We start from the raw sequence: 23,845 nt of genomic DNA, 5'->3' as shown, positions 1-23,845 counted from the left end.
GACCCGTACGATCCAGTACCGTCTTACCTAGGGTGACGAGGTAGGGCGGTCCATGGTTACGCAGGCGCAGGGTGCGGGCGGGGGTCTACCCCTGGAGGGGATGCCGGCCTGGCAGCGCGCTCGACGGCAACGCATCGTCGACGCCGCCCTCGCCGCGCTGCAGCGGCAGGAGTACGAGCAGATCCAGATCCGCGACGTCGCGCAGGTGGCCGACGTCGCGCTGGGCACGCTGTACCGGTACTTCTCGTCCAAGGAGCACCTCTACGCCGCCGTCCTGCAGGAGTGGGCGGCGCTCGGCCGGGCGGGCACGACCCGGTCGCGGCGTCGCTCGGCCGAGGCCAGGGTCCGCGCGCGGATGCACGGCGTGATCAAGGCGTTCGAGCGTCAGCCGCAGTTCTACAAGGTGCACATGCTGCTGCAGAGCAGCTCCGACCCGAACGTCAAGGCGCTGCGGGCGGAGTTCGCCGAGTCCGCCCAGGCGATGCTCGCCGAGGACTTCGCCGTCCTCGGCGCCGACCGTGCCGACGACGCGGCGACGATGCTCTGGTCGATCATCAACACGATGCTCAGCCAGGCGATCTATCACGGCGGCAGCATGGCCGAGGTCTACCGGATCGCCGACCGATTCATCGACCTGCTGGCCCCCGAACTCGCCGAGGCCGCGCTCGCGCCGTGAAGTGAGCGACCGTTCAGGCGCCGGAGCTGCTCCCACCTAGTGAAACGCGTTGCAGTTATTTACGCGTCCACTGTTGACCGTGTGACGGCAGAGAAATAGAGTCCGGTCCCAGTTCGGGATCCATCCCCACGCGTTCGATGCGTGTCCGGGCCCTTCGTCGCGTTCGCGCCGAGGACCACCGGCTGCTCCACTGCTCCATCGCGCTTTCCCCCGTGCCCTCCGCCACCAACCGGGTGATCGTTCTCGCCGTGCGGAGGTCGTCTGCCGGTAGCCCTGACCCGTTCGACCCTGTCGGAAGGCTCGTCATGGCAACGTCCTCGGCAGCGCCGCCGCCGCCCACCGATTCCAGACAGTTCAGACGCCTGCGCACCGGGCACCTGCTCATCCTGCTGCTCGTGACCCACACACCCTTGACGGTGCTCTGGGGCGCGGTGCCGGAGAGCTACCGGAGCGGGCAGGTCGAGGCGTCGCCGCTGGTCTGGGCGTTCGCCGGCATCGTCTTGCTCGGATTCGTGTTCGGGTACAGCGGCCTGGCCAAACGGCTACGACACCCGGGCGGCGTCTACGTCCAGGTGGCGCACGGCCTCGGTCGCCCGATCGGGGTGGGCGCGGCCGCCGTGATGCTGGTGGCCTACGTCGGCCTGATGGGCGCGCTGTACAGCTTCTTCGCCGGCGTCCTCAAAGGCCTCGTATTGAGCCTGTTCGACGTCGAGATCCCGATCGCGGTCGGAGTCGTGTTCTGCGCGGTCGGGGGAGTGCTGCTCAGCCGACTCCGTCCCCGCCGGCTGGTCCCGCTGTTCTCGGTCATCCTCGTGATCCAGCTGATCACGGTCGTCGTGACGATGGCCGCCGCGTTCTCCTCGCCCGCCGGTGGCACGGTGTCGTACCAGAGCCTGGAGCCGGGCGGGCTGCTGACCGGGTCGTTCGGGGTCGCGCTGGTGCTGGCGCTGATGGCGTCGGCCGGCACCGAGACCGCCGCCAACTACACCGCGGAGCTGGCCAACCCGGTCCGCTCGCTGCCGCGCGCGACGTACCTGTCCTACGCGGTCACGACCGCCGTCGGCGTGGGCGGAGCGCTCGCGGTGAGCGCGCTCGTCGGGCCGACGAACGCCACCGCGATCGCGCAGCAGGCCGGACCGGCGCTCTTCCCCGTCCTGGTCGCCCAGGTCGTCGGGGTCGAGAACGCGGTGCTGGTGACGAACATCCTGATGGCGGTACTGCTGACCGGAGTGTTCGGCGCGACCGTCGGTCTGCAGGGCGCGCTGGTCCGGCAGCTGGCCGGCCTCTCCAGCGACGGCGTGCTGCCCCCGGCGCTGATCCGGCCCAACGCGCGGGGCAAGCGTCCGCTGGTGCTGAACGTCGCGCACCCGGTCGCCAGCGGGCTGGTGGCGCTGCTGTTCGCCGACGAGGCCGGCGCGCTGAAGTCGTGGGTGACGATCGGCTGCACGCTGGGTCTGTTCGCGATGCTGACGCTCGCCTCCCTGTCCGCGACGGTCTGGTTCCTCCGTGGTGAGGCGGACGAGTCGGGGTTCTTCGGCTGGGAAGGCCAGGTCGTCGCCGCCGCGTTCTCCGCGGTGACGCTGTTCCTGATCGTCGTCTACGGCCTCACGCACATCCCGGCGCTGGACACCAGCGATACGAGCGGCGCGACCTGGTACGTGCTCGCGCTGATCTTCCTGCCGTTCGTGCTGGGAGTGGTCGCGACGCTGGTCATGCGGGAGACGCGTCCCGAGGTGTACGCCAAGATCGGCCGGGGCGGCCTGCCCGACGGCGACTCGGAAGCCGACGAGCTCGCGACGTCCTCGCGCGCGGTCGCCCCGCAGCCGGCCGCGGCCGCGACGCGGTACGCCGCGTACCCCGCCGCTCCGCCTCCCTCGGCCGGCCCGTACGCCGCCGGCCAGAACCCGTCGGGCCCCTACGCCGACGGCCCGTACGCCGAGGGCCCGTATCCCGGGAATCTGCAGCCCGTGGATCCGTATGCCGCCGCCCAGCCGGGCCCGCACTCGCCGGTGCCCTACCCGGCGGGGCCGCCGAATCAGTACGCCGCGCTCGCGCATCCGGAGCCCGCGAACCGGCCCGGCCCCTACCCGGCGGGCGCGACCCCGGCGGGCGCGACCCCGGCGGGGGTCAACGCGGCGGGACCGTATCCGGCGAGCGGGCAGCCGGAGGCACCGTATCCGCCGCTGCCGCAGCGGGAGGCGCCCGCGGGTGACATCCCGCGACCGCGGGTCCCGCAGGACGCGTCCTGGCCGGATGCGCTGAACCGGCCCGCGGTGCCGCAGCGCGCGGGCGCCGAGCCGACGCCGGACGGCTACACCTGGTGGGACGACAACGGCGAGCGCGCACCGGAACCCGACGACGGACGCCCGGCGGTCGGCTCCCGGTCGCTGGACCGGCGGCGCTGGGACAACACCCCGGAGCGCTGATCCGCGCTCCGGCACCGCGCCCCGGGTGTCACCGCCCGGCGGCGTGGTCCTCGATCGCCTTGCCGATCGCGCGGGCGGTCTGGTCGCGCCACTGCTCGGACAGCCCGACCTGCCAGTCCTGCGACCCCAGCGGCCCGGCGGACGCCCCGGTGAAGTGCGGGATCACCTCCCGCGCGAACAGCTCGTAGCTGCGCCGGGTCGCCGCCCGGTCGGCGAAGTCGGCGGCCATCAGCAGGTAGGCGCCGAAACCGCCGGACCGCTCCCAGAGCCGTTCGATCTGCGCGATCGCCATCTCCGGCGTCCCGCAGATGAACGAGCCGGTCGCGTTGCCCTGCTCGATCCGGGCCTCCAGCGGTGTCTCCGGATCGAGCGGGATCGGCAGCACCTTGCCCTGGTAGTTCTGGACGTCCACCAGCCCGTACCGGACGTCCTCCCGAGCCTGGGCCTCGGTGTCGGCGAGGTGCATCATGCCCATCAGCCGCCACTCGTCCCGGCGCATCACCTGGCCGTGTTCGGCGGCGACCTCATTGGCGGTCCGCCAGTGCGTGTCGAGCAGATCGGTGCCGCCGGGCTGGCTGGCCGCGATCGACAGCAGCCCGGCGCCGAACCGCCCCGCGGTCCGCGGACCGGCCGGCGAGAACGTGGCGGCCACGGCCAGCGGGAGACCGGTGCGCCGGTACGGGCGGAGCTGGAGCACCGCGTCCTGGAGCGTGAACCAGTCGGTCTTCCTGGTCACCGGCTCGCGGCCGTCGAGCAGCGCGACGATCGCCTCCAGCGCCTCCTCCATCATCGCCCGCTGCCGGTTCGTGTCGATGCCGAGCATGTGCGCGTCGGACGCCAGCTGCCCGGGGCCGACGCCGAGCATGACCCGCCCGCGGGTCAGGTGGTCGAGCAGCACCATCCGGTCGGCGACGTTCAGCGGGTGGTGGTACGGCAGCGAGACGACGCCGGTGCCGAGCCGGAGCTGGCGGGTGCGTGCCGCCGCCGCGGCGAGGAACACCTCGGGGGAGCCGATGATCTCCCACCCGCCGGAGTGGTGCTCGCCGATCCACGCCTCGTCGAAACCGAGCCGGTCCAGGTGCTCCAGGAGCTCGAGGTCCTGCTCCAGCAAGAGCGTGGGGTTGCGCCCGGCGCGGTGGAACGGTGCCAGGAAGATGCCGAACCGCAGCGGCGAGCGCTGTCCACTCGCGACCTCATCGGCGATCGTGCGGGACAGCGTCATCGGGTGCTCCTTCGAAACCGGCGACATCAAACCGAATCCAGGGTTCCGAGGTCGCGGATGGCCTGGCACGTCTTCGCGGTCATCGACAGGAACATCGCGTCCGCGGTGGCGCTCCGCTGCGCGGTCGCGTAGACGCAGCCGAGCACGGTGATCAGCGGCCCGTGGAGCATCCCCGCCCGGTACCCGGCGCGGCAGTCCTCGAGCGAGTACCCGCTGACGCCTTGTCGCACCAGCTCCGCGTGGTACCCGGCGACGAGGTCGTCCTCGTGGGCCCGCCGGTCGTCGATCGACAGCGAGTTCGCGAGGAAGTACGCGAGGTCGCGCCCGGGGTGGCCGACCGAGATCGTCTGCCAGTCGAGCGCGGCCACCTCCGGCCGGTCCGGGTGGAACATCAGGTTGTCCAGCCGGTAGTCGCCGTGGACGAGCGAGAACGGCGCCCGGTGGCCGGCCAGCCAGCGTTCGGTGCGGTCGGCGGCGGCCCGCAGCGTCTCGGCGTCGGCCGCGGGTAAGTCGGTGCCGAACCGCTTGACGAACGCGTCGGTCGCGTCCCGGTGCAGCGCGCCGAGGAACGCGCAGCCCTCGGCGTCCGGCGGTGACAGCCATTCCAGCCCACCGGCCAGGAACGTGCTGTTCCAGAACGGCGCGTGCAGGCCGGCGAGGTTGACGACCGCGTCCCGCGCCCGGTCCGGCGCGCAGCCGACGGCCTGGCTGCCGGGCTCGGCCGGGGAGAGGTCCTCCAGCACCAGCGTGAAGCGGGTGTGGTCCGGGCTGATCGCGCCGTACCAGCAGCGCGGGATCCGGGCCCGGACCCGGTCGGCCAGCTGCCGGTAGAAGCCGACCTCCCAGGCGAACCCCTGGCTGACCATGCTGCGATCGCTTCCGCTGGCGATCTTCACGACGACGCTCGGTGGCGCACCGGGGGCGCCGTCCAGCTCTACGCGGTAACTAGCGCCGATCTGGCCCGTGCCTATTCGCTGCGCGCGGACGGCGCGCAGATCAGCGTCGATATCACTGCCGAGCCGGAGCACGCGGCTCAGCCAGGCCGGGGTCAGATCCGCAGGATCGTCGATGACCAGGGTCGGGTCGTCTTCGGTCGGCAGCGGCAGGGGAGCGGTCACGCGACCCACCCGGGGTTGGCGGGGTAGTTCCGGACACCGGCGGGCCGGACGTCCCGGTAGGCGTCGACGATCGGCGCCAGCTCGTCGGGGCTGGCGCCGTGCAGGATCACGCCCGAGACGCCGAGCGAAAACTGGCGGGCGACCTCGGCCGCGCACTGCTCGGGCGTGCCGGTGGCGGCCGCGGCCAGCCACTCGTCGGGGATCAGCGTCGCGAGGTGTTCGAGCTGCTCGGTGCTCGCCCGGTCGTCGATCGCGCCGAGGAAACTCCGCACCATCTCGTCGGCGCGGAAGCGGGCCAGGACGCCCGGGTCCCAGTCGTTGATCGTGATCAGCGCGTCGCCGTAGCCCTGCAGGTAGGTCGCGAGGCGGCCGACGGTCTTCTTCAGCCGGACGTCGGCCGGGAGGTGATCGCCGATCGTGCCCAGCACGGACCAGACCCGGATCGACGCCGGGTCGCGGCCGGCGGACTTGGCGCCGCGGGCGATCGCGTCCAGCGCGGTCTCCAGCGCCCGGTCGGAGAAGTACGTGTGCAGGACGACGCCGTCGGCGACCCGTCCGGCCAGCTCGAGGGTCTTCGGGCCGATCGCGACCAGGATGATCGGGATGTCGAAGTCGAAGTACGACTCCTGGTGCAGGTAGGGGTACGACCCGGCGGGGCCGTCGTGGCCGAGGATCGCTTCGCCCTTCCACAGCCGGCGCATCAGCCCGGCGAAGTCCTCGATCTGCGCGGACGTCACCTTCTTCAGCCCGATGGCCTGGAACCGCAGGTCGACGCCGCGGCCGAGCCCCAGCGCGAACCGGCCGCCGGTCATCGTGTGCAGCGTGGTCGCCAGCGACGCGGTGAGCAGCGGATGCCGCGTGTTGTGGTTGGTCGCGGCGGTGGCGAGGCCGAGCGTCTCGGATACCGCGCCCATCGCGCCGACGATCGCGCCGGCTTCCTTGTAGTTGTAGCGCTCGGACAGGAAACCGACGCCGAGGCCCAGGGCCTCCGCGGCGGGTATCTCCTGCACCACGTCTCGCGGGCTGCGGGTGTGCCCGGCCAGCGCGTAGAAACCCAGCTCGTTCAGCTGCCGGTCGGTACTCACCGTCGAGCCCCTCCAGACAATATGAAATATACAACGGGACGCTACCAACGCCCGCGCGCGCCGGTCAACAGCTCGCTTGACGGAACTAGAATTCTGTTTCAGAATGCGGATGGTTGGTACCGCACCCACAAGAGGGGCCAGCGCATGACGTTCCCGGCCGGCGCTCCGGTCATCGACACGATGATCGGGTTCGTCCACGAGGGCTTCGCCCAGTACGACTTCATCCGGAAGCAGACGAAGGACGCGTCGTCGAAGGCTTCCGAGTTCCCGGCGGAGTACATGTTCAAGAACGTCCCGAAGGATCTGCCGACGTCGGATCCGGTGGGCGTGACGCTGCACGAGATGGACCGGTTCAGCATCGAGAGAGGGCTGATCGGCGTCTCCGACGAGACGTCGCGGCTCGCGCTGAAGCAGCACCCCGACCGGTTCGTCGCATCCGGTTCGATCGACGACCCGAACGACGTCGTCGGCAGCGTGCGGGCGATCAAGCGGGAGTACGAGGAGTTCGGGATCCGGGCGACGTCGGTGTTCCCGTCCGGGACGTTTCCGCAGGTGGCGATCGACGACCCGAAGATGTACCCGATCTACGCGACGTGCGTGGAGCTGGGTATCCCGATCTTCGTGTGCGCGGGTGTTCCCGGGCCGCGGCTGAAGTTCGCGCCGCAGGAGGTCTCCCGGATCGACACCGTGATGTTCGACTTCCCGGAGCTGGTGTTCGTCACCCGGCACGGCTGCGAGCCGTGGGAGCAGCTGGCCGTGAAGCTGATGCTCAAGTGGCCGAACCTGTACTACTCCACGTCGGCGTTCGCGCCGAAGTACTACCCGAAGGCCGTCGTCGACTTCGCCAACACCCGCGGTGCGGACAAGGTGCTCTACGCCGGCTACTTCCCGATGGGCCTGTCGCTGGAGCGCATCTTCCGGGACATGCCGAGCGTCCCGTTCAAGGACGAGGTCTGGCCCAAGTTCCTGTACGGCAACGCGGCCCGCCTGCTGGGCCTCTGAGAGGCGATCGGAATGACTGAGCTCCCGTTCAAGTTCTTCGACTGCGACAACCACTACTACGAGGCGTTGGACGCGTTCACCCGGCACCTGGAGCCGGAGTATCGCAAGCGCGCCATGCAGTGGGCGACGATCAACGGCAGGCAGCGGCTGCTGGTCGCGGGCAAGGTGAACAAGTTCATCCCGAACCCGACGTTCGACCCGGTCGCCGCACCCGGCGTGATGGACGAGTACTTCCGCGGCCGCAACCCGAAGAGCGCCGACGTGAAACAGCTGTTCGGGGAGCTGGAGCCGATCCGCCCGGAGTACCGGGACCGCGACGCCCGGATCGCCTGCATGGACGCCCAGGGCATGCAGGGCTGCATCATGCTGCCCACGCTCGGGGTCGGGATGGAGCAGGCGCTGATCGACGACCTGCCGGCGATGACCGCGGCGTTCCGGGCGTTCAACCGCTGGCTGGACGACGACTGGGGCTTCGCCTACCAGGAGCGGATCTTCGCCGCGCCGTACATCACGCTGTCCGACCCGGACAACGCGGTGCGCGAGCTGGAGTGGGCGCTGGAGCGGGACGCCCGGTTCGTCGTCATGGTCGGCGGCCCGGTGATGACCGTGTTCGGCTCGCGCGCTCCGGCCGACCGGATGTTCGACCCGTTCTGGCAGCTGGCGAACGATTCCGGCATCACGGTGCTCTACCACGGCGGCGAGTCGCCCTACACGAAGTACCTGAAGGACTGGGGGGAGAACGACTTCACCGAGGCGTTCCGCGCGAACGCGTTCCGCGGGTTGTTCTCGCCGAACCCGCTGCAGGACACGATCGCGTCGCACCTCGCGCACGGGCTGTTCGCCCGCTTCCCGAACCTGCGGATCGCGTCGATCGAGGTCGGGTCGGACTGGGTGTTCCACCTGTTCGAGAAGCTGACGAAGTCCTACGGCCAGGTGCCGCACCTCTACCCGGAAGACCCCCGCGAGACGTTCAAGCGCCACATCTGGGTCTCGCCGTTCTATGAGGACGAGCTGGCCAGCCTGCTGCGGCTGATGGGCCCCGACCACATCCTGATGGGCTCGGACTACCCGCACGTCGAGGGGCTCGCCGAGCCGGCGTCCTACATCAAGGACCTGAAGAACTACGACTACGACGACGAGCAGTGCCGCAAGGTCATGCGGGACAACGGCCTGTTCCTGTCGGTGCGTCGTCCGGTTTGATCCACTGGTCCGGCGCGGGGGTGACCTCGCGCCGGACTCTTCCGGGGAGGAGCGCGCCGTGCGCGTCGCCAAAGCGAGCCTGGCCAGCCTGCTGCTGGAGGAGGGCGAGGAGGACCTCGCGGTCCTGATCGTCCGGTCCGACCTCCCGGAGGAGATCGTCGTCGAACGGGACGCGGACGCGCTTGCCGCGATCGGCCTGTCCGGCGACGAACTGCACGCGCTCCTCCCGACGATCGAAGCGCGGGGGGACGCCGACCCGGGCATCGCCGCTGACGAGATGGCGCAGCTGGAGCAGACGATCTCCGACCGCTGGGCGCACCTCGTCTCCGACTGGACGGGCTCGTCCCGCTAGGCGCGCGGGGGGCCGGCGTCGATGCGTTTGGCGGCGGCGTCCCACTCTCCGGGCGCGGGGCGGAAGCCCTCCAGCCACCAGGTCGCGCCCGCGGCCGCGATCGGCTCCACGACCTCCCGGGCCGCCTCTCCGCCCTCCGGCGTCCGGCCGGTGATCACGACGTCGAACCCGTCGAGGTTCCCCCGGTGTTCGGCGATACCGGCCACGATCTCGTTCACCACCGCAGGCGTCGCTCCCCACGACCCGTCGGTCATGTCGACGATCATCGGCGCCACGCCGTCCCACCGTGCGGCCCGCCGCAGCGGACGACGGGCCGGCCAGTTGCAGCCGATCCAGACCGGCGGACGCGGCCGCTGCACCGGCGTCGGCCGGAACGTGACGTCGGTCGCGGTCAGGTGGGTGCCCCGGAAGGTGACCGGCTCACCCGACCACAGGCCGGTCAGCACCTCCAGGCCCTCGTCCAGCCGCTCGGCGACGATCCGCGGCTCCACGGGCTCGCCCCAGGTGCCGAACTCGGCCTCCAGCGTGAACCCCAGTCCGGCGCCGAACACCAGCCGTCCGCCGGAGAGCCGGTCGAGCGACGTGGTCTGCCGCGCCAGCGTGCCGGGGCGGCGCCGTGCGACCGCGGTGACCAGTGGCCCCAGCGCGATCCGCGACGTGCGGGTGGCCGCGACCGTCAGCAGCACCCACGGATCGGCCACGTCCGCCGGTCCGAACGCGAACACGACGTGGTCCCAGACGAAAAAGCCGTCCCATCCGGCCGCTTCCGCGCGTTGAGCCAGTTCCCCGACCCGGTCCGGTTCCGCGAACTCGCCGAGGTTCGGTAAGCAGACGCCGTATCGCATGCCGATAGGCTAGTACGACACTTAGCCAATCGTCGAAGAATCGAGAACTCGCGGATTGCCGTCCCGGAAGAACATCCGGGCCACCCGCGAGCGGATCCGCCACCCCGCGGTGGTTCGCACCCACTCGTCCTCGTAGTACGCGGCGAACACGACCCGGTTGCCGCCGGGCGCACCCCGCCGGATCAGCGTGGCGTGCGCGTAGCTGCGGCTGGTCGCGCTGTCGCCGGACAGCCGCACGGTGACGTTGCCGATCAGGTGCTGGGTGGCGTCGAGGTCTCGGTGGGCCCGGTCCATGAACGCCACGACGGCGTCCGCCGACCGCAGCGGTTCCGGGAGCCCGTAGTCGGCGACGACGTCGTCGGCGAACACGTCGGTGGCCAGCAGCCGGAAGTCGCGGCTGTCGATCGCCCAGGCGTAGGCGTTCAGCGCGTCGTGGATGTCGGACCGGTCGCTCATGACAGCCGCTCCAGCACGGTCGTCGCGTAGCGGTCGATCCACTCGGTCGCCTCGCGCAGCGTCCGGCCCTGGCCGTTGACGACCAGCGACGTCGCACCGGCCTCGGCCGCGCGCCGGGCCAGGTCGACGTGGACCGCCGGATCCCCGTCCGGCAGCGGGTACATGACCCGGCTCGGCGGGGGAGCGCCCACCGCGGCGGCGTGGGCGCGTGCGGTGTCGAGCAGCGCGGCGAAGTCCGCGATCGACTCCATGGCCGGCGATCGCAGGTGCGACGCGGTGGCCCGCGGGTTCGGCAGCGGCAGCCAGCCCGCCCGGTTCTCGACGACGCGGCGCAGCGTCAGCCTGCTGTTGCCGCCGAACCAGAGCGGCGGGGTGCACGGCGGGGTCACCACCGTGTCGCGGGCCGTGAAGTGGAGCCCCTCGTGCGTGACCGGGCGACCGGTCCAGGCCTTGCGCAGCACCGCGAGGGCCTCGTCGAACAGAGCGTTGCGCTCGTCCCAGTCGACGCCGAGCGCGCGGAACTCCGCCTTGTGGTACCCGGCGCCGAGGCCGAGCTCGACCCGTCCGCCGGAGAGCGCGTCCAGGCTCGCGACGAGTTTCGCCAGGTGGAACGGGTTTCGGTAGGGCAGCACGACGAGGTAGGTCAGCAGCCGCAGCCGGGTGGTCGCGGCCGCCGCGAACGCCAGCCCGACGAACGGGTCGACGCCGTCGTGCCCGCCGGTGGTGCGCCAGGGCTGCGACGGCGCCGGGTGATCGGTGAGGTGCACGGCGCTGAACCCGGCCTTCTCCGCCGTTGCCGCCAACTCGCCGAGGCTCGATCCGTCGAGCAGGTAGGCGGGCGCCGGACAGGTGTGGAAGGGCAAACCGTAAGCGATGTCCACCCCGCTGTTATAGAACTGAAGTCTGGTTTTGGTCAACGCTCGAGAGTGCTGCCTGGGCATGAGCGGAGCCTGAGTCACAATTGGCGGGATGAGCGAGTTCGACGTCGTCGTCGTGGGCGGCGGCACCTCCGGATGTGTACTGGCCGGCCGGCTGTCGGAGAACCCGGACCGCCGGGTCCTCCTGCTGGAGGCCGGTCCGGTCTTCGCCACGCCGGGCGACTTCCCGGAGGAGCTGCTGCGCGTCTCGTCGCTCTCCGCGGTGCTGCCCGGTAATCCGTACAACTGGCCGCTGCCCGCCTACCTCACGCCCGACCTGCCGTGGACGATCCCGCGCGGCCGGGTGCTCGGCGGCTCCGGTGCGATGAACGGCGCGAACTACGTCCGCGCCACCCGGGCCGACTTCGACGACTGGGTCGCGCTCGGGAACGCGTCGTGGTCCTACGAGGCGTGCCTGCCGTACTACGTGCGCGCCGAGCACGATCTGGACTTCCGCGGCGACCTGCACGGCGGCGACGGCCCGCTGCCGGTGCAGCGGGTCAAGGGTGAGGCGCTCAGCCCGCTGTCCGCCGCGTTCCTCGACGCCTGCCTGGCGGCAGGCTTCCCCGAAGAGAAGAACAAGAACGGGGACGAGACGCCGGGCGCCGGGCTGATGCCGGGCAACTTCGCCGACGGCATCCGGGTGAACACCGCGATCTCGCACCTGCTGCCGCACCTCGACCGGCCGAACCTCACCGTGCGCGGCGGCGCGGTCGTCACCCGGGTGGTTCTCGACCGCGGGCGAGCGGTCGGCGTCGCGGTGGGGGACGAGCTGATCCGGGCCGGTGAGGTCGTGCTGTCCGCCGGGTCGGTGAAGTCACCGCACCTGCTGATGCTGTCCGGGCTCGGCCCCGCCGACGCGCTGCGGGCGGCCGGGATCGCCGTCGTCGCGGACCTGCCGGGCGTCGGCCGGGACTTCTCCGACCACCCCGACGTCTACGTGGGGTTCACCGCGTCCGGCGACGTGCCGTTCGACCCGGACACGCTCACCGCCCAGGTCGCGCTGAACCTCGACTCCGGCTCCGACCCGGCCGGTGACCTGGAGCTGCTGCTGTTCGTCATCCCGCTCGGCGCGATGATGACCGACACCGGCAGCGGCCGGACGTCGTTGCGCAAGGGGGCCGCGGACGTCCTGCGCCGGCCGCGCCGGACGTTCTCCGCGCTGCGCGGCGTCTCGCTGCGGCGCCTGGCCACCCAGATGATCCGCCAGGGGGATCTGAACCTGATGGTCGCGCTCCAGCACCCGGAGAGCCGGGGGCGGTTGCGGCTGATCTCCGCCGACCCCGGCACGCCGCCCGAACTGCACTTCGACTACCTGGCGCCGGCCGGCGACCGGGCCCGGTTGCGCACCGGCGTCCGGGCGGCGGTCGAGCTGCTCCGCACCCGGCCGCTCGCCGACCACGTCGCGTCGATCACCGCGCCGGACACCCGGACGCTCGCCGACGACGCCGCACTCGACCACTGGCTGCGGCTCAACCTCAACTCGAACTTTCACCTGTCCGGCAGCGCCCGGATGGGTCCGGACGGCGACTCCGGCGCGGTCGTCGACCAGACGCTCGCGGTCCGGGGCGTCACCGGCTTGCGGGTCGTCGACACGTCGGTGCTGCCGGTCGTGCCCCGGCGCGGCACCAACGCGACCGCCGTGATGCTCGCCGAACGCGCGGCGATGTTCTACTGACCGCGCGGGGTGCTACCTCGCCCGTCGTCCACCAGACAACACCCCTGTCGGCTGCCCGAACGGCGGGTTAGGTTGACCGGCGTGACGTTTGCCCTGGTCGTACGCGGTGTACGGAAGACGTTCGACCAGGACTCCGCCGCCCCCGTCCCGGCGCTGCGCGGTGCGGACCTGACCGTCGAGCCCGGCGAGTTCGTCGCGGTGACCGGTCCCTCGGGGTGCGGCAAGTCGACGCTGATCAACGTCGTCGCCGGGCTGGAGCGGCCGGACGACGGGACGGTCGAGGTCGGCGGCGTCCGCGTCGACACGCTCGGGGCCGACGCCGCGGCCCGGTTCCGGCGGCGCCACGTCGGCCTGGTGTTCCAGTTCTTCGAGCTGCTGGACGACGTGTCCGCGGCCGACAACGTCCGGCTCGCGGCGCTGCTGGGCGGTGTCGGCCGACGCCGCGCGGGGCAGCGGACGCTCGACGTGCTCGACCTGCTGGGCCTGCTGGACAAGGCCGACGCCGCTCCGCACGCGCTGTCCGGCGGGCAGCGGCAGCGGCTGGCGATCGCCCGCGCGCTGGCCAACGAGCCGCCGCTGCTGCTGGCCGACGAGCCGACCGGTGCCCTCGACTCGGCCGGTGCCGCCGAGGTGCTCGAGCTGCTGCAGCGGTTGAACGCGTCCGGCCAGACGATCGTCGTCGTGACCCACGACGCCGCGGTCGCGTCCGCCGCCGCCCGGGTCGTCCGGATGCGCGACGGGTGCGTGGTGACCGAGGACGTCCCGGCGTGAGGTCTCGGCTCACGGTGCTGCTCGCCGGGGCGCTGTCCGGGCTGGTCGCGGCGGGCGGGGCGGTGGTGCTCGGGTGGGCGGGGTGGCTGCCCGGCGTCGTCGCGCCGCTCTGCCTGGTGGCCGGACTGGTGGCCGGCGCGCTGGGTGGTTTCGTCCCGGTCGCGCGGCGGCACGCGACCGCGACGCTCACGGTCGCGGCGTCGGTGGCCGCGGTCGGGACGGCCGCGGCGATCGGACCCGCGGTCGCGCTGCTGGCGCTCGGCCGGCTTCCGGACGCCAGGGAGAGCCGGATCGGCGCGGCGGTCGGGCTCGGCATGCTCGCGGTGGCGGCGATCGCCCCGGTGCTGCTGCGCTGGGCCCGGCGCGCCGCGGGGCGGGTCGGACGCGGTGGCCGCCACACCACCGAGGCGGTGCTCGACCGGTTCGTCAGCCAGGCCGCGACCGGCGTGCCGGTCGAGGAGCTGCTACGCGAGCTGGCAGTCGCGGTGCGGAGACAGTGGCGGGCGTCCAGCGTGGAGATCTGGGTCGGTGACGGAGGCGCGCTGGAGCGCCGGATCCGGGTTCCGGGGGGCGGCCCGGTCCGGGCGGACGCGGTGGGGGTGGCGGCGGTCGAGCGACTGCGGCGGGTCGGCGTGGTCGGCCCGGGCTGGCTGCGTACCTGGGTTCCCGAGCTGCTCGCCGACGAGCCGGGTCCGCAGGTCCGCGCGGCCCCGGCCCGGCACGGCGACCATCTGCTCGCGCTGCTGGTCGTGCGCCGGGCCCGCGACCAGGAGCGGTTCAGCCCGCCCGACGACCGCGCGCTGGCCGAGACCGCCCGGCGGCTGGGCGGCGTCCTGCACAACCGCCAGGTGGACGGGCGGCTCCAGCAGACGCTGCGCGAGCTGCGCCGCTCCAACGCCGAGCTGCGCGCGTCCCGGTCACGCCTGGTCTCGACCGCCGACGCCGAACGGCGGCGGATCGAACGCGACCTGCACGACGGTGCCCAGCAGCATCTCGTCTCGCTGGCGGTCGGGCTGGGCCTGTTCCGCGAGCTGCGGGCGGGCGACGATCCGATGCTGGACCAGCTCGACGCGCTGGCCGAACGGGCGCTGGCGGACCTGCGGGACCTCGCGCACGGCGTCTACCCGGCGCTGCTGCGGGATGCCGGCCTCGCGCAGGCGCTGCCCGGCGCGGTCGAGCGCAGCGGGCTGCGCGCCGACGTGGACTGTGTCGACGAGCGGTTCGCCCCGGAGATCGAGGCGGCGCTGTACTTCTGCTGCCTCGAAGCGCTGCAGAACGTCACCAAGCACGCGCCGGGTGCGGCCGTGACGATCCGGCTGTGGCGCGCCGGGGACGGCGTCCTCACCCTGCGGGTGGCCGACGACGGGCCCGGCTTCGACCCGGCCGCGAGGCCGACCGGGGCCGGCGTGCAGAACATGACCGACCGCGTCGGCGCGGTCGGCGGCGAACTGGACGTCCGGTCCGGCCCGGGTGCCGGCACCGCGGTCACGGCCCGGGTGCCGGTCGCCGACGAGGTGGCCTGACGTGTCGTGGGCGGCGATAGTCCTGGTGGCGCGCCTCGAGTGGCGACGCCGCCGCGCGGCCCTGCTCGCGCTCGGGCTGGTGATCGGGCTCGCCGGCGGGCTCGTCGTCGCCGGTGCGGTGGTGACCCGGCGGACGACGTCGGCCTACCCCCGGCTGGTCGAGGCCGTTCACCGCGACGACGCCCGGGTGTTCGCCCCCGTCGATCACCCCGGGCTGAGCGAGGCCGTTCCGAGCCTTCCCGAGGTCCGCGCGTCGTGGACCGCTCGCATGTGGGTCGGCGAGGTCGCGGCGACCGGGCTCGACCTGCGGTATTCGACGGTCACCGCGCCGGTGGAACGCGAACGGCCCGACCTGGCGAGCCCGGTCGTCCTGCGCGGGCGGGCACCGGATCCGGCGGCAGTGGACGAGGTTCTGCTCTCCGAGGCGTTCGCGGGGCACGCGGGCCTGTCGGTCGGCTCGGCGTTCACGCTCCGGATGCTGACGCTCGACCAGTTCCACCGGTTCGCCACCGGCTTCGGCGCCCCGGCCGGTCCTGCGATGCCGGTGCGGGTGGTCGGGATCATGCGGATGCCGTCGTGGGGAACGCTGACCTCGCACGTGCTGTCCACTCCGGCGTTCGCGGCCCGGTACGCCGCCGCCGAGCTGGGCCGGATCACCTACGTCCGGCTCGACCGGCCGGTCGCCGACCGGACCGCGTTCCGCACCGGGCTCGACCGGCTCGCCGCGGCCCGGCCGGTGGTGCGGCGGGAGGGCGCCGGACACACCGACTACGAAGTCGTGTTCCCGGCCGAGTCCGAGGACGCCCTGGTGCGGCCGGCCCGGCGCGCCGCTGCGGCCGGGCTGCTGCTCGCCGACGCCGTGGCCGCCGCCGTCGTGCTGCTCGTCGTCGTCCAAGCGCTGGCGCGCCATCACGCCGGCTCGGCCCGGGCGCAGCGCATCGAGGCGATGCTGGGCCTGACGACGGCGGAACGGGTCACCGCGCGGCTGCTGCCGATCGTCGTCACCGCCGTCGTGGCGACGGCCACCGCGCTGGCCTGCGGAATCGCGGCAGGCCTGGTGCAACCGATCGGCGGGCTCGCCGGCTTTGATCCCCGGCCGGGGTTCCGCGCGGATCCGGCGGCGGCGGGCCTGGGCGCCGCGGCGGTCGGCCTGACCGTGGCCGTCGTGGCGGCCGGCGCGTCCGCGCTCGCCGGTCGGTCGGCCCGCGGCCGGCGCCGGCCGGGGCGGGGGCCGGTGCCGGGTGGTCCGGCGGTGCTGGCCGGGCTACGGCTCGGTGCCGCCGGAACGGGCCGCGGAACGGTCGGGCTCACCGCGGCGATCGCGGTCGCGGTCGCCGCCCTGACCGTCGGTCTCAGCCTCGACCGGCTGGTCTCCACACCGGACCGCTGGGGTGGCTCGGCCGACCTCGTCGTCTCCGACGTGCTCGACGAGGACCTCGTCCGGTTCCGCGCCGACCCGCGGGTGGTCGGGCTCGCCGAAGCGCTCTCGGGGTCGGTGCTGATCGACGGCGAACGGGTCGAGGCCTACGCGCACCGGTCATGGAAGGGGTCCGTCGGCCCGACCGTCGTCGACGGCCGGCTCCCCGCCACCGTCGACGAGGTGTGCCTGGGCGTCCGGTTCGCCGAGCGGCACGGGCTCCGGGTGGCGGATACGCTGACGGTCACGGCCCGCGACGGCACGACGCGGCGGCTGCGTGTCGTCGGCGTGGGCGTCGGGGCGTCGCTCGGTGACGGCAGCCGGCTGGGCGGCGGCGTGCTGCTGCACCCGGACACGATCGGCACCGTGGTGTTGTCCGAGGGGTACCGCGAGGGCCACCTGCGGGTGGCGCCCGGCGCGCTCGACGACCTGGTGGACGACCTCGGAGCGGACCGGGAGATCTACCCGCGTGAGCTGCCGCCGGAGATCGGGGTGCTGGACGGGCTGCGGGTGGTGCCGTCCGCGGTCGCGGCGGTGATGGCGCTCGCGGTCGTCCTCGTGCTGCTGCACGCGCTGCGCGGCGCGCGCCGCCGGTCGCGGCGGAACCTCGCGGTGCTCGGCGCGCTCGGGTTCACCGCGGCCGGGCAGGCGACGGTGCTCGCGATCGTGGCGCTGCGGATCGCGCTGCCCGCCGTGCTGGTCGGTGTTCCGGTCGGGTACGGCGCCGGGCGGATCGTCTGGCACGAGGTCGCGACCGGCTCGGGCGTCGGCGGTGACGCGTGGCTGCCGGTGCGGATCGCGGTCGCGGGGGCGGTGGCCGTGCTGGGCCTCGCCGTGGTGCTGGCCGTCGCCGGGCGGCGGACCGGCCGCGATCGGAGTGCCCGCTACTTGCGGTGATCGAGGAACATCAGCACCGCCCTGACCCGGCGGTTGATGTCGGGTTCGGTGGCCAGGCCGAGCTTGCCGAAGATCTGGTTGGCGTGCTTCTCCACCGCGCGTTCGGTCAGGTGCAGCGTTCGCGCGATCGCGAGGTTGTTCTTGCCCTGCGCCATCTCGGCGAGCACCTCGGTCTCGCGCGGGCTGAGCACGTCGAGCGCGGTGCGGGTGGCGCCGTGCGTGCGGACCAGCGTGGCCACCACCGCGGGATCGATCACCGAGCCGCCGTCGGCGACCCGGTGCACGGCCTCGGTGAGCTCCCGCACGTGGGCGACGCGTTCCTTGAGCAGGTACCCGCGGCCCTCCACCCCGTCGCCCAGCAGCGCCAGCGCGTAGGCCGGTTCGTGGTACTGGCTCAGCACGATGACGCCGATCGCCGGGTGGTCGCGCCGGAGCCGGGTGGCGAGCTGGATGCCCTCGTCGGTGCTGGTCGGGGGCATCCGGACGTCGGTGATCACCAGGTCGGGTCGCTCGGCCTCGACGAGCTCGACGATCGAGGGCAGATCGGCGGCGGCACCGACCATCTCCAGCCCATCGGCGATGGTGATGAGCTGCGACAACCCCGCCCGCAGCAGGACGTCGTCTTCGGCGATCGCCACCCGGACCGGCACCGCGTCATGATAGCCGCGCGCGCCAGATGTCCCGGAGCAGCGCCGGGCGCAGCGCGGACTTGTGGAAGTAGCCGGCCACCTCCGTGGTGCGGACCGCGGCGGGCAGGTCACCGGGGTAATACGTCGAGAAGACCACGACCAGCACGTCGGGGCAGACAGCCCGCAGCCGCCGGGCCGCCTCGACGCCGTCCACGCCGGGCAGCCGCAGATCCATCAGCACCAGGTCGGGCCGGAGCGCGGGTCCGCGGCGGACCGCGTCCTCCCCGCTGGTGGCGGCGCCGACGAGCGTGAACCCGCCGGTGTGCGTGACGACGGCGGTCGCGGCGGCGCGGAACGGCTCCTGGTCGTCGACGACCAGGACCCGGACCGTGCCGCTCTCGTCCACGGAAACAGCATCCGCTCCTCGCGGGCGTCCGCGCGGGGGTGCTGCCACCCCATCCGGGTCGCCAGGCAGCACCCGCGCGGGCGACACCCGTCCGCCGACATGCTCGTCGGCAACGGTTTCCGCAGGTCCCGCACCCCCGAAGGAGCACCATGACCACCTACACCGCTGCGCACGACCGGAGCACCGCGCCGCCGGACGCGGCCCGGCGCCGTCGGCCCTGGGCGGTCACCGGCGTCGTCACCGGCGTTCTCGGTCTCGTGGCCACGATGAACGTGTTCGCGAAGAGCGTCTACCCGGAGGACGGCAGCGGGCTCGACATCACGGTCGTCGACCGGGTCGACTCGGGTGGCACCCGGATCGGGTTCGTCCTCGGCTACCTCGCGGTCGCCGGGCTGCTCGTGCTCGCCGGGCAGTGGCGCCGTCACGTCGAACCGCAGCTGCCCGGCAGCTCGGCGAGCCGGGTCGTGAGCAACGGGCTCCTCGCGTCGGCCGCCGCGCTGACGTTCGCCTACGGCTGGATGGGCGCGCTCGCGCTCTACTCCGCCGACGGTCCGGAGGCGGGCAGTTTCGACCAGCAGGGCCTGTACGTGTACTTCATGCTGACCGACTTCGGTGCGTTCATCGGGTGGCTGGGCGTCGTCGTCGCGGCCGGTGCCGCCGCCTGGATGGGGCTGGTCGAACGCAGCCTGCCGCTGTGGATCGGGATCGTCAGCGTGCTGCCGGTCCTCGGGACGCTGCTGATGATCGTGCTCACGTCCGTGCCCGGCGCGCCCGGCCTCTTCGGCGCGCTGTGGCTGATCGTCACGTTCCTCGGCGTGGCGCTGAGCCGGCGCCCGTTCACCGCCGGGTCCCGCGCGGCCTGAGCGTTCGACGGCCCGGCGCCCGGTGACCGCCGGGCCTCCCCGACGGCCCGGCACCCCGTCGGGCCCGGTCCCGGCCGGCTTGGTCCCTGCCGGCCGGGACCGTTTCTCGCGCGCCGTCGCCGGCCGGGTGGCTGCTCACCCGGCCGGCGACGGCGTGCGTGTGTCACGGTGAAGGGACGGCCACCGCGGAGGGACGGTCACCACGGGTGGGCGGTCACTCCGCCCAGGCGCCGGAGGCCGCGGCGTCCCTGGCGTACGCGGCGAAGTCCTTCGGCGGACGCCCGAGCGCGCGCTGCACACCGTCGCGCACCGACTCGTTACGCCCGTCGAGCACCTCGGTGAACAGGAACGTGACCAAGCCGATCACCTCGTCCGGGTAGCCCGCCGCGCGCAGCCCGGCCTCGTACTCCGCGAGGCTCACCGGCTCGAACCGCACGGTGCGCCCGGACGCGGCGGTGATCGCCTCCGCGGCCTCCGCGAACGTCAGCGCCCGCGGCCCGGTGAGCTCGTACAGCTGCCCGGCGTGCCGCGGATCGGTGAGCGCCGCGACGGCGACGTCCGCGATGTCGTCGGCGTCCACGAACGGCTCGCGGACGTCGGTGACCGGCACCCGGAGCGCACCGCCGAGCACGTCGTCGAGGAAGTAGTCCTCGCTGAAGTTCTGCGAGAACCAGCTGCAGCGCACGATCGTCCACTCCCGAGCGTTGGCCTGCACGATCCGCTCGCAGTGCTCGGCCTCGGCTTCGCCTCGCCCGGAAAGCAGAACCAGGCGGTGGACGCCCTGGCGAGCGGCCTCGGCGGTGAACGTCTCGATCGCCTTCGGAGCGTCCGGGACGGCGAGGTCCGGGACGTACGCGACGTACGCGGCGTCGACGCCCGCCAGCGCGTCGGCCCAGGTAGCGGGGTCGGTCCAGTCGAACGGCGGCGTCCCGGAGCGGGAGCCGATGCGGGTCGGGACGCCGAGGGCGTCGAGGCGGGCCGCGATGCGGCGGCCGGTCTTACCGTGTCCTGCGGTCAGGAGAATTGTCATGTCTTGAGGAAACCGTCCGGCGTGAGACGGAACCATCGCTGCGAGCCGCATCCCCATACGCGAGCGTCTAACCTGTCTTCGTGGACACTCTCGCGGGTCTGCTCGACGGGCCGAGGGCGCGCGGCGCGTTCCTGCTCCGCTCGCTGCTGACACCACCGTGGTCGCTGCGGATCGAGGACGAGTCGCCGCTGGCGCTCTGCGCGCTCGTCCAGGGAAGTGCGTGCATCCTGCCCGCGTCCGGCGGTCTCATCCGCGTCGAGGCGGGCGACGTCATGATCTTCCGCGGGCCGGACCACTACACGGTCAGCGACCACCCGGACACCGTGCCGCAGGTGCACATCCTGCCCGGCCAGGAGTGCCGGACGCCGGACGGGATGCCGGTCGGGCAGCTCACCGACCTGATCTCGCCGCCGGGCGCGTTCGGCGTCCGGACCTGGGGCAACGACGCGACCGGTGGCACCGAGATGGTGACCGGTGCCTACCAGGTGCACAGCGAGGTCAGCAGCCGGCTGCTCGCGACGCTGCCGCCGGTGCTGGTGATCCGGCACGACAGCTGGGACAACCCGCTGGTGGGCTTCCTCGCCGACGAGATCGTCAAGGACGCGCCCGGGCAGGCCGCGGTGCTGGACCGGCTGCTCGACCTGCTGCTGATCGGCGCGCTGCGGACCTGGTTCGCCCGTCAGGACAGCGCCGCACCCGGCTGGTACCGCGCGCACAGTGACCCGGTCGTCGGCCCGGCCGTGCGGATGCTGCAGAGCGAGCCGGCCCGGCCGTGGACCGTCGCGCTGCTAGCCCGCGAGACCGGCGTCTCCCGTGCCGCGCTCGCCCGACGCTTCACCGAGCTGGTCGGCGAGCCGCCGATGGCGTTCCTGACCGGCTGGCGGCTGGCCCTCGCCGCGGACCTGCTGCGCGAGCCGGACGCGACGCTCGCCGCGGTCGCCCGCAAGGTCGGGTACGGCAGCCCGTTCGCGCTCAGCTCGGCGTTCAAGCGGTTTCACGGCGTCAGCCCACAGGAGTTCCGCTCAGCCGGGTGACGTCCGCCGGTGGCCGGGGTTACGTTCAGCTGATGAGGGAACTACCGCACGTGGTGGCCCACGTCGCCGTGTCGCTGGAAGGTGCCACCACCGGATTCGAACCCGACCTCGCCCGCTTCTACGCGCTGGCACAAACCTGGCACGAGGACGTCACGCTGGTCGGCGCCGACACGATCCTCGCGCAGAAGGCCGCGCTCGCCCACGGTCCGCGGCCGGGCCCGGCGCCGGACGGCCCGCTGCTCGCCGTCGTCGACAGCAGCGCGCGGGTCCACGAGTGGAGGGCACTGCGCGACGCCGGCCACTGGTCGGGCGTCCTGGCGCTGCGGGCGGCGTCCACACCGAAGAGCGGGGGCGAGCCGCCGGAGAAGCTCGTCGTCGGCCGGGAGCGCGTCGACCTCCGCGCGGCCCTGGCCGCACTCGCCGCCCGCGGCGCCGCGACGGTGCGGGTCGACAGCGGCGGTGCGCTGATCGGCGCGCTGCTCGCCAAGGGCCTGCTCGACGAGGTGAGCCTGCTGGTCCACCCGGTGTTCGCCGGCCACGGCGGCGGCCACCACCACTGGTACGGGCCGTCGCACCCGCCCGCGGGAACGTTCGTGCTGGCCGGCAACGAGACGATCGGCGACCTCGTCTGGCTCCGCTACCAGGTCTCCCGCTGAGCGCGCGGGCTGCAGTGTGATTGTGGCCGTTTCCGTGTCCTGGCACGGAATCCGTCGCAACCATGGGGCGAGGCAGGCGGAGAACGCCGCAACCATTCCCGCGCAGCCCACCCGTACCACCCGGCTCCCCGCTCCCCACGGCCGGCGTTTCGGGGTGAGGAGTGGTTGGTACGGAGACCGTACGGACGAGACGCAGGGGAGCAGCCATGGCTCAGGTCACCCAGGAGCACACTGCGGAACTGCGGAAGGGCCTGCGTCCACGTCACCTCCGGATGATCGCGATCGGCGGCGTGATCGGCGCCGGGCTGTTCGTCGGATCTGGCGCGGTGATCAACGACGTCGGCCCGGCGGCGTTCCTCACCTACGCCGTCACCGGGGTGCTCATCGTCCTGGTCATGCGGATGCTCGGCGAGATGGCCACCGCCCATCCGTCCACCGGCTCGTTCGCCGACTACGCGCGGCAGGCGCTCGGGAGCTGGGCCGGGTTCTCGGTCGGCTGGCTGTACTGGTACTTCTGGGTCATCGTCGTCGGGTTCGAGGCGGTCGCCGGGGCGGAGATCCTCCGCCGCTGGGTCGACGCACCGCTGTGGACGCTCGCGCTGGTGCTGATGGTCCTGATGACCGTGACGAACCTGTTCTCGGTCCGCTCCTACGGCGAGTTCGAGTACTGGTTCGCCGGGGTCAAGGTGTTCGCGATCTGCGCGATGCTGGCGCTCGGCGCCTGTTTCGTGCTGGGGCTCTGGCCGGGACGCGGTAGGGACTTCTCGAACCTCACCGACGAGGGTGGCTTCCTGCCGAACGGGCCGGGCGTGATCTTCTCGGCGATCGTCGTCGTGATCTTCTCGATGGTCGGTGCGGAGATCGCGACGATCGCCGCTGCCGAGTCGGACGACCCGGCGCGCGCGATCTCGAAGGCGACGAACTCGGTCGTCGTCCGGATCTCGATCTTCTACGTCGGTTCGGTGTTCCTGCTCGCGGCGATCCTGCCGTGGAACTCGACGCGGCTCGGGGAGTCGCCGTACGTCAGCGCGTTCGAGGTGATGGGCATCCCCGGTGCCGCCGACCTGATGAACGCCGTCGTGCTCACCGCGGTGCTGTCCTGTTTGAACTCCGGGCTCTACACCGCGTCCCGGATGATTTTTGTCCTGGCCGCGCGGAACGAGGCGCCGCAGCGGCTGACGCGCGTGTCCGGCCGCGGGGTGCCGGTGGCGGCGATCTTGGTGTCCACAGTGGTCGGGTTCGCCTGCGTGGTGGCGGCCTACGTCGCTCCGGACACCGTGTTCCTGTTCCTGCTCAACTCGTCCGGAGCGGTCATCCTGTTCGTCTACCTGTTCATCTGCGTCTCGCAGCTGATCCTGCGACGACGGACGCCGGACGACGAACTGCCGGTGAAGATGTGGGGCTTCCCGGCGCTGACGCTGATCGTCATCGTCGCGATCGTCGTCGTGCTGGCGTCGATGGCGATCGGCTCGGACACCCGTTCCCAGCTCCTGTTGAGCCTGCTGTCGCTGGGGTTCGTGCTGGGTGCGCACGCGGTGGTTGCCCGCCGTCGGCGCGCTGTATCGGTCACGCGTTGACGCCGCGCGACGCGCGCGGCTAGCGTAAATAACGCTCGCGTTACTTACCTGGCGGGGATGGGGCG

General features: G+C 72.7%; 22 protein-coding genes. 13 read left to right on the top strand and 9 right to left on the bottom strand.

From position 1 onward, the window contains the following. The first annotated feature begins 52 nt into the window (after positions 1 to 52). Both BUB75_RS35415 and BUB75_RS35410 read left to right on the top strand, forming a co-directional pair. Complete coding sequence (locus BUB75_RS35415; RefSeq protein WP_073263605.1) at positions 53 to 676, top strand: TetR/AcrR family transcriptional regulator; 624 nt, start codon at positions 53 to 55, stop codon at positions 674 to 676. 395 nt (positions 677 to 1,071) lie between these two features. Beyond that, positions 1,072 to 3,102 (top strand): APC family permease, encoded by a 2,031-nt coding sequence (locus BUB75_RS35410; RefSeq protein ID WP_178380070.1) that lies wholly within the window; start codon positions 1,072 to 1,074, stop codon positions 3,100 to 3,102. 28 nt (positions 3,103 to 3,130) lie between these two features. On the opposite strand, the gene BUB75_RS35405 is transcribed toward BUB75_RS35410, so the two are convergent. Genes BUB75_RS35405 through BUB75_RS35395 form a run of 3 tightly spaced genes read right to left on the bottom strand, consistent with a single transcriptional unit; the run spans position 3,131 to position 6,527 of the window. Then, the gene (locus BUB75_RS35405) at positions 3,131 to 4,324 is read right to left on the bottom strand and encodes an LLM class flavin-dependent oxidoreductase (RefSeq protein ID WP_084742125.1); all 1,194 of its coding nucleotides are present in this window, start codon (positions 4,322 to 4,324) and stop codon (positions 3,131 to 3,133) included. Positions 4,325 to 4,350: 26 nt separating this feature from the next. After that, positions 4,351 to 5,442, bottom strand: coding sequence for a phosphotransferase family protein (locus BUB75_RS35400; RefSeq protein WP_178380069.1), 1,092 nt, complete (start codon positions 5,440 to 5,442; stop codon positions 4,351 to 4,353). After that, on the bottom strand, positions 5,439 to 6,527 hold the full coding sequence (locus tag BUB75_RS35395) for a TIGR03857 family LLM class F420-dependent oxidoreductase (protein ID WP_073263601.1): 1,089 nt from the start codon (positions 6,525 to 6,527) through the stop codon (positions 5,439 to 5,441). Before BUB75_RS35395 ends, BUB75_RS35400 begins: the two co-directional genes overlap by 4 nt. A 144-nt stretch (positions 6,528 to 6,671) precedes the next feature. Here BUB75_RS35395 and BUB75_RS35390 point away from each other — a divergent pair, with 144 nt between their 5' ends. Genes BUB75_RS35390 through BUB75_RS35380 form a run of 3 tightly spaced genes read left to right on the top strand, consistent with a single transcriptional unit; the run spans position 6,672 to position 9,081 of the window. Further along, the gene (locus tag BUB75_RS35390) at positions 6,672 to 7,529 is read left to right on the top strand and encodes an amidohydrolase family protein (RefSeq protein ID WP_073263599.1); all 858 of its coding nucleotides are present in this window, start codon (positions 6,672 to 6,674) and stop codon (positions 7,527 to 7,529) included. 12 nt (positions 7,530 to 7,541) lie between these two features. Continuing rightward, the gene (locus tag BUB75_RS35385) at positions 7,542 to 8,729 is read left to right on the top strand and encodes an amidohydrolase family protein (RefSeq protein WP_073263597.1); all 1,188 of its coding nucleotides are present in this window, start codon (positions 7,542 to 7,544) and stop codon (positions 8,727 to 8,729) included. Positions 8,730 to 8,787: 58 nt separating this feature from the next. Beyond that, entirely contained in the window at positions 8,788 to 9,081 is a 294-nt protein-coding gene (locus BUB75_RS35380) for a hypothetical protein (RefSeq protein WP_073263595.1), read from the top strand. Here BUB75_RS35380 and BUB75_RS35375 read toward each other — a convergent pair. Genes BUB75_RS35375 through BUB75_RS35365 form a run of 3 tightly spaced genes read right to left on the bottom strand, consistent with a single transcriptional unit; the run spans position 9,078 to position 11,263 of the window. Next, positions 9,078 to 9,926, bottom strand: coding sequence for an LLM class flavin-dependent oxidoreductase (locus BUB75_RS35375; RefSeq protein WP_073263593.1), 849 nt, complete (start codon positions 9,924 to 9,926; stop codon positions 9,078 to 9,080). The two genes, BUB75_RS35380 and BUB75_RS35375, sit on opposite strands and share 4 nt — an antisense overlap. A 21-nt stretch (positions 9,927 to 9,947) precedes the next feature. Further along, positions 9,948 to 10,382, bottom strand: a complete 435-nt coding sequence (locus BUB75_RS35370) for a nuclear transport factor 2 family protein (RefSeq protein WP_073263591.1) — start codon at positions 10,380 to 10,382, stop codon at positions 9,948 to 9,950. Further along, complete coding sequence (locus BUB75_RS35365; protein ID WP_073263589.1) at positions 10,379 to 11,263, bottom strand: TIGR03619 family F420-dependent LLM class oxidoreductase; 885 nt, start codon at positions 11,261 to 11,263, stop codon at positions 10,379 to 10,381. Before BUB75_RS35365 ends, BUB75_RS35370 begins: the two co-directional genes overlap by 4 nt. 88 nt (positions 11,264 to 11,351) lie before the next feature. On the opposite strand from BUB75_RS35365, the gene BUB75_RS35360 reads away from it, so the two are divergent. The 4 genes from BUB75_RS35360 (at position 11,352) to BUB75_RS35345 (ending at position 17,585) form a co-directional block, all read left to right on the top strand. After that, the gene (locus tag BUB75_RS35360; RefSeq protein ID WP_073263588.1) at positions 11,352 to 12,977 is read left to right on the top strand and encodes a GMC family oxidoreductase; all 1,626 of its coding nucleotides are present in this window, start codon (positions 11,352 to 11,354) and stop codon (positions 12,975 to 12,977) included. Between the two features lie 81 nt (positions 12,978 to 13,058). Beyond that, positions 13,059 to 13,748, top strand: coding sequence for an ABC transporter ATP-binding protein (locus tag BUB75_RS35355; RefSeq protein WP_073263586.1), 690 nt, complete (start codon positions 13,059 to 13,061; stop codon positions 13,746 to 13,748). Next, positions 13,745 to 15,271 (top strand): sensor histidine kinase, encoded by a 1,527-nt coding sequence (locus BUB75_RS35350; protein ID WP_073263584.1) that lies wholly within the window; start codon positions 13,745 to 13,747, stop codon positions 15,269 to 15,271. Before BUB75_RS35355 ends, BUB75_RS35350 begins: the two co-directional genes overlap by 4 nt. A 1-nt stretch (position 15,272) precedes the next feature. Further along, positions 15,273 to 17,585 (top strand): FtsX-like permease family protein, encoded by a 2,313-nt coding sequence (locus tag BUB75_RS35345; protein WP_073263582.1) that lies wholly within the window; start codon positions 15,273 to 15,275, stop codon positions 17,583 to 17,585. Here BUB75_RS35345 and BUB75_RS35340 read toward each other — a convergent pair. Beyond that, entirely contained in the window at positions 17,573 to 18,235 is a 663-nt protein-coding gene (locus BUB75_RS35340; protein ID WP_073263580.1) for a response regulator transcription factor, read from the bottom strand. The genes BUB75_RS35345 and BUB75_RS35340 overlap by 13 nt on opposite strands. Before the next feature lie 4 nt (positions 18,236 to 18,239). Next, positions 18,240 to 18,620: a response regulator gene (locus BUB75_RS35335; protein ID WP_073263579.1), complete on the bottom strand. Its 381-nt coding sequence runs from the start codon at positions 18,618 to 18,620 to the stop codon at positions 18,240 to 18,242. A 149-nt stretch (positions 18,621 to 18,769) separates the two neighbouring features. Here BUB75_RS35335 and BUB75_RS35330 point away from each other — a divergent pair, with 149 nt between their 5' ends. Beyond that, positions 18,770 to 19,483, top strand: a complete 714-nt coding sequence (locus BUB75_RS35330; protein ID WP_073263577.1) for a hypothetical protein — start codon at positions 18,770 to 18,772, stop codon at positions 19,481 to 19,483. 214 nt (positions 19,484 to 19,697) lie between these two features. Here the strand turns inward: BUB75_RS35330 and BUB75_RS35325 are convergent, their stop codons facing one another. After that, a complete protein-coding gene (locus BUB75_RS35325; protein ID WP_073263575.1) occupies positions 19,698 to 20,513 on the bottom strand; it encodes an NmrA family NAD(P)-binding protein in 816 nt (271 codons plus the stop codon). An 80-nt stretch (positions 20,514 to 20,593) separates the two neighbouring features. Here BUB75_RS35325 and BUB75_RS35320 point away from each other — a divergent pair, with 80 nt between their 5' ends. From BUB75_RS35320 to BUB75_RS35310, 3 genes are all read left to right on the top strand, one after another. Next, the gene (locus BUB75_RS35320) at positions 20,594 to 21,547 is read left to right on the top strand and encodes an AraC family transcriptional regulator (RefSeq protein ID WP_073263573.1); all 954 of its coding nucleotides are present in this window, start codon (positions 20,594 to 20,596) and stop codon (positions 21,545 to 21,547) included. Between the two features lie 32 nt (positions 21,548 to 21,579). Further along, the gene (locus BUB75_RS35315; RefSeq protein WP_073263763.1) at positions 21,580 to 22,203 is read left to right on the top strand and encodes a dihydrofolate reductase family protein; all 624 of its coding nucleotides are present in this window, start codon (positions 21,580 to 21,582) and stop codon (positions 22,201 to 22,203) included. Between the two features lie 206 nt (positions 22,204 to 22,409). Next, positions 22,410 to 23,780, top strand: coding sequence for an amino acid permease (locus tag BUB75_RS35310; RefSeq protein ID WP_178380067.1), 1,371 nt, complete (start codon positions 22,410 to 22,412; stop codon positions 23,778 to 23,780). Positions 23,781 to 23,845 lie beyond the last annotated feature (65 nt).

Origin of the sequence: Cryptosporangium aurantiacum, assembly GCF_900143005.1 — a bacterium.
Taxonomy (GTDB): domain Bacteria; phylum Actinomycetota; class Actinomycetes; order Mycobacteriales; family Cryptosporangiaceae; genus Cryptosporangium; species Cryptosporangium aurantiacum.
The sequence above is the reverse complement of the archived record's forward strand: the minus strand, read 5'-3'. Positions and strand labels throughout refer to the sequence as shown.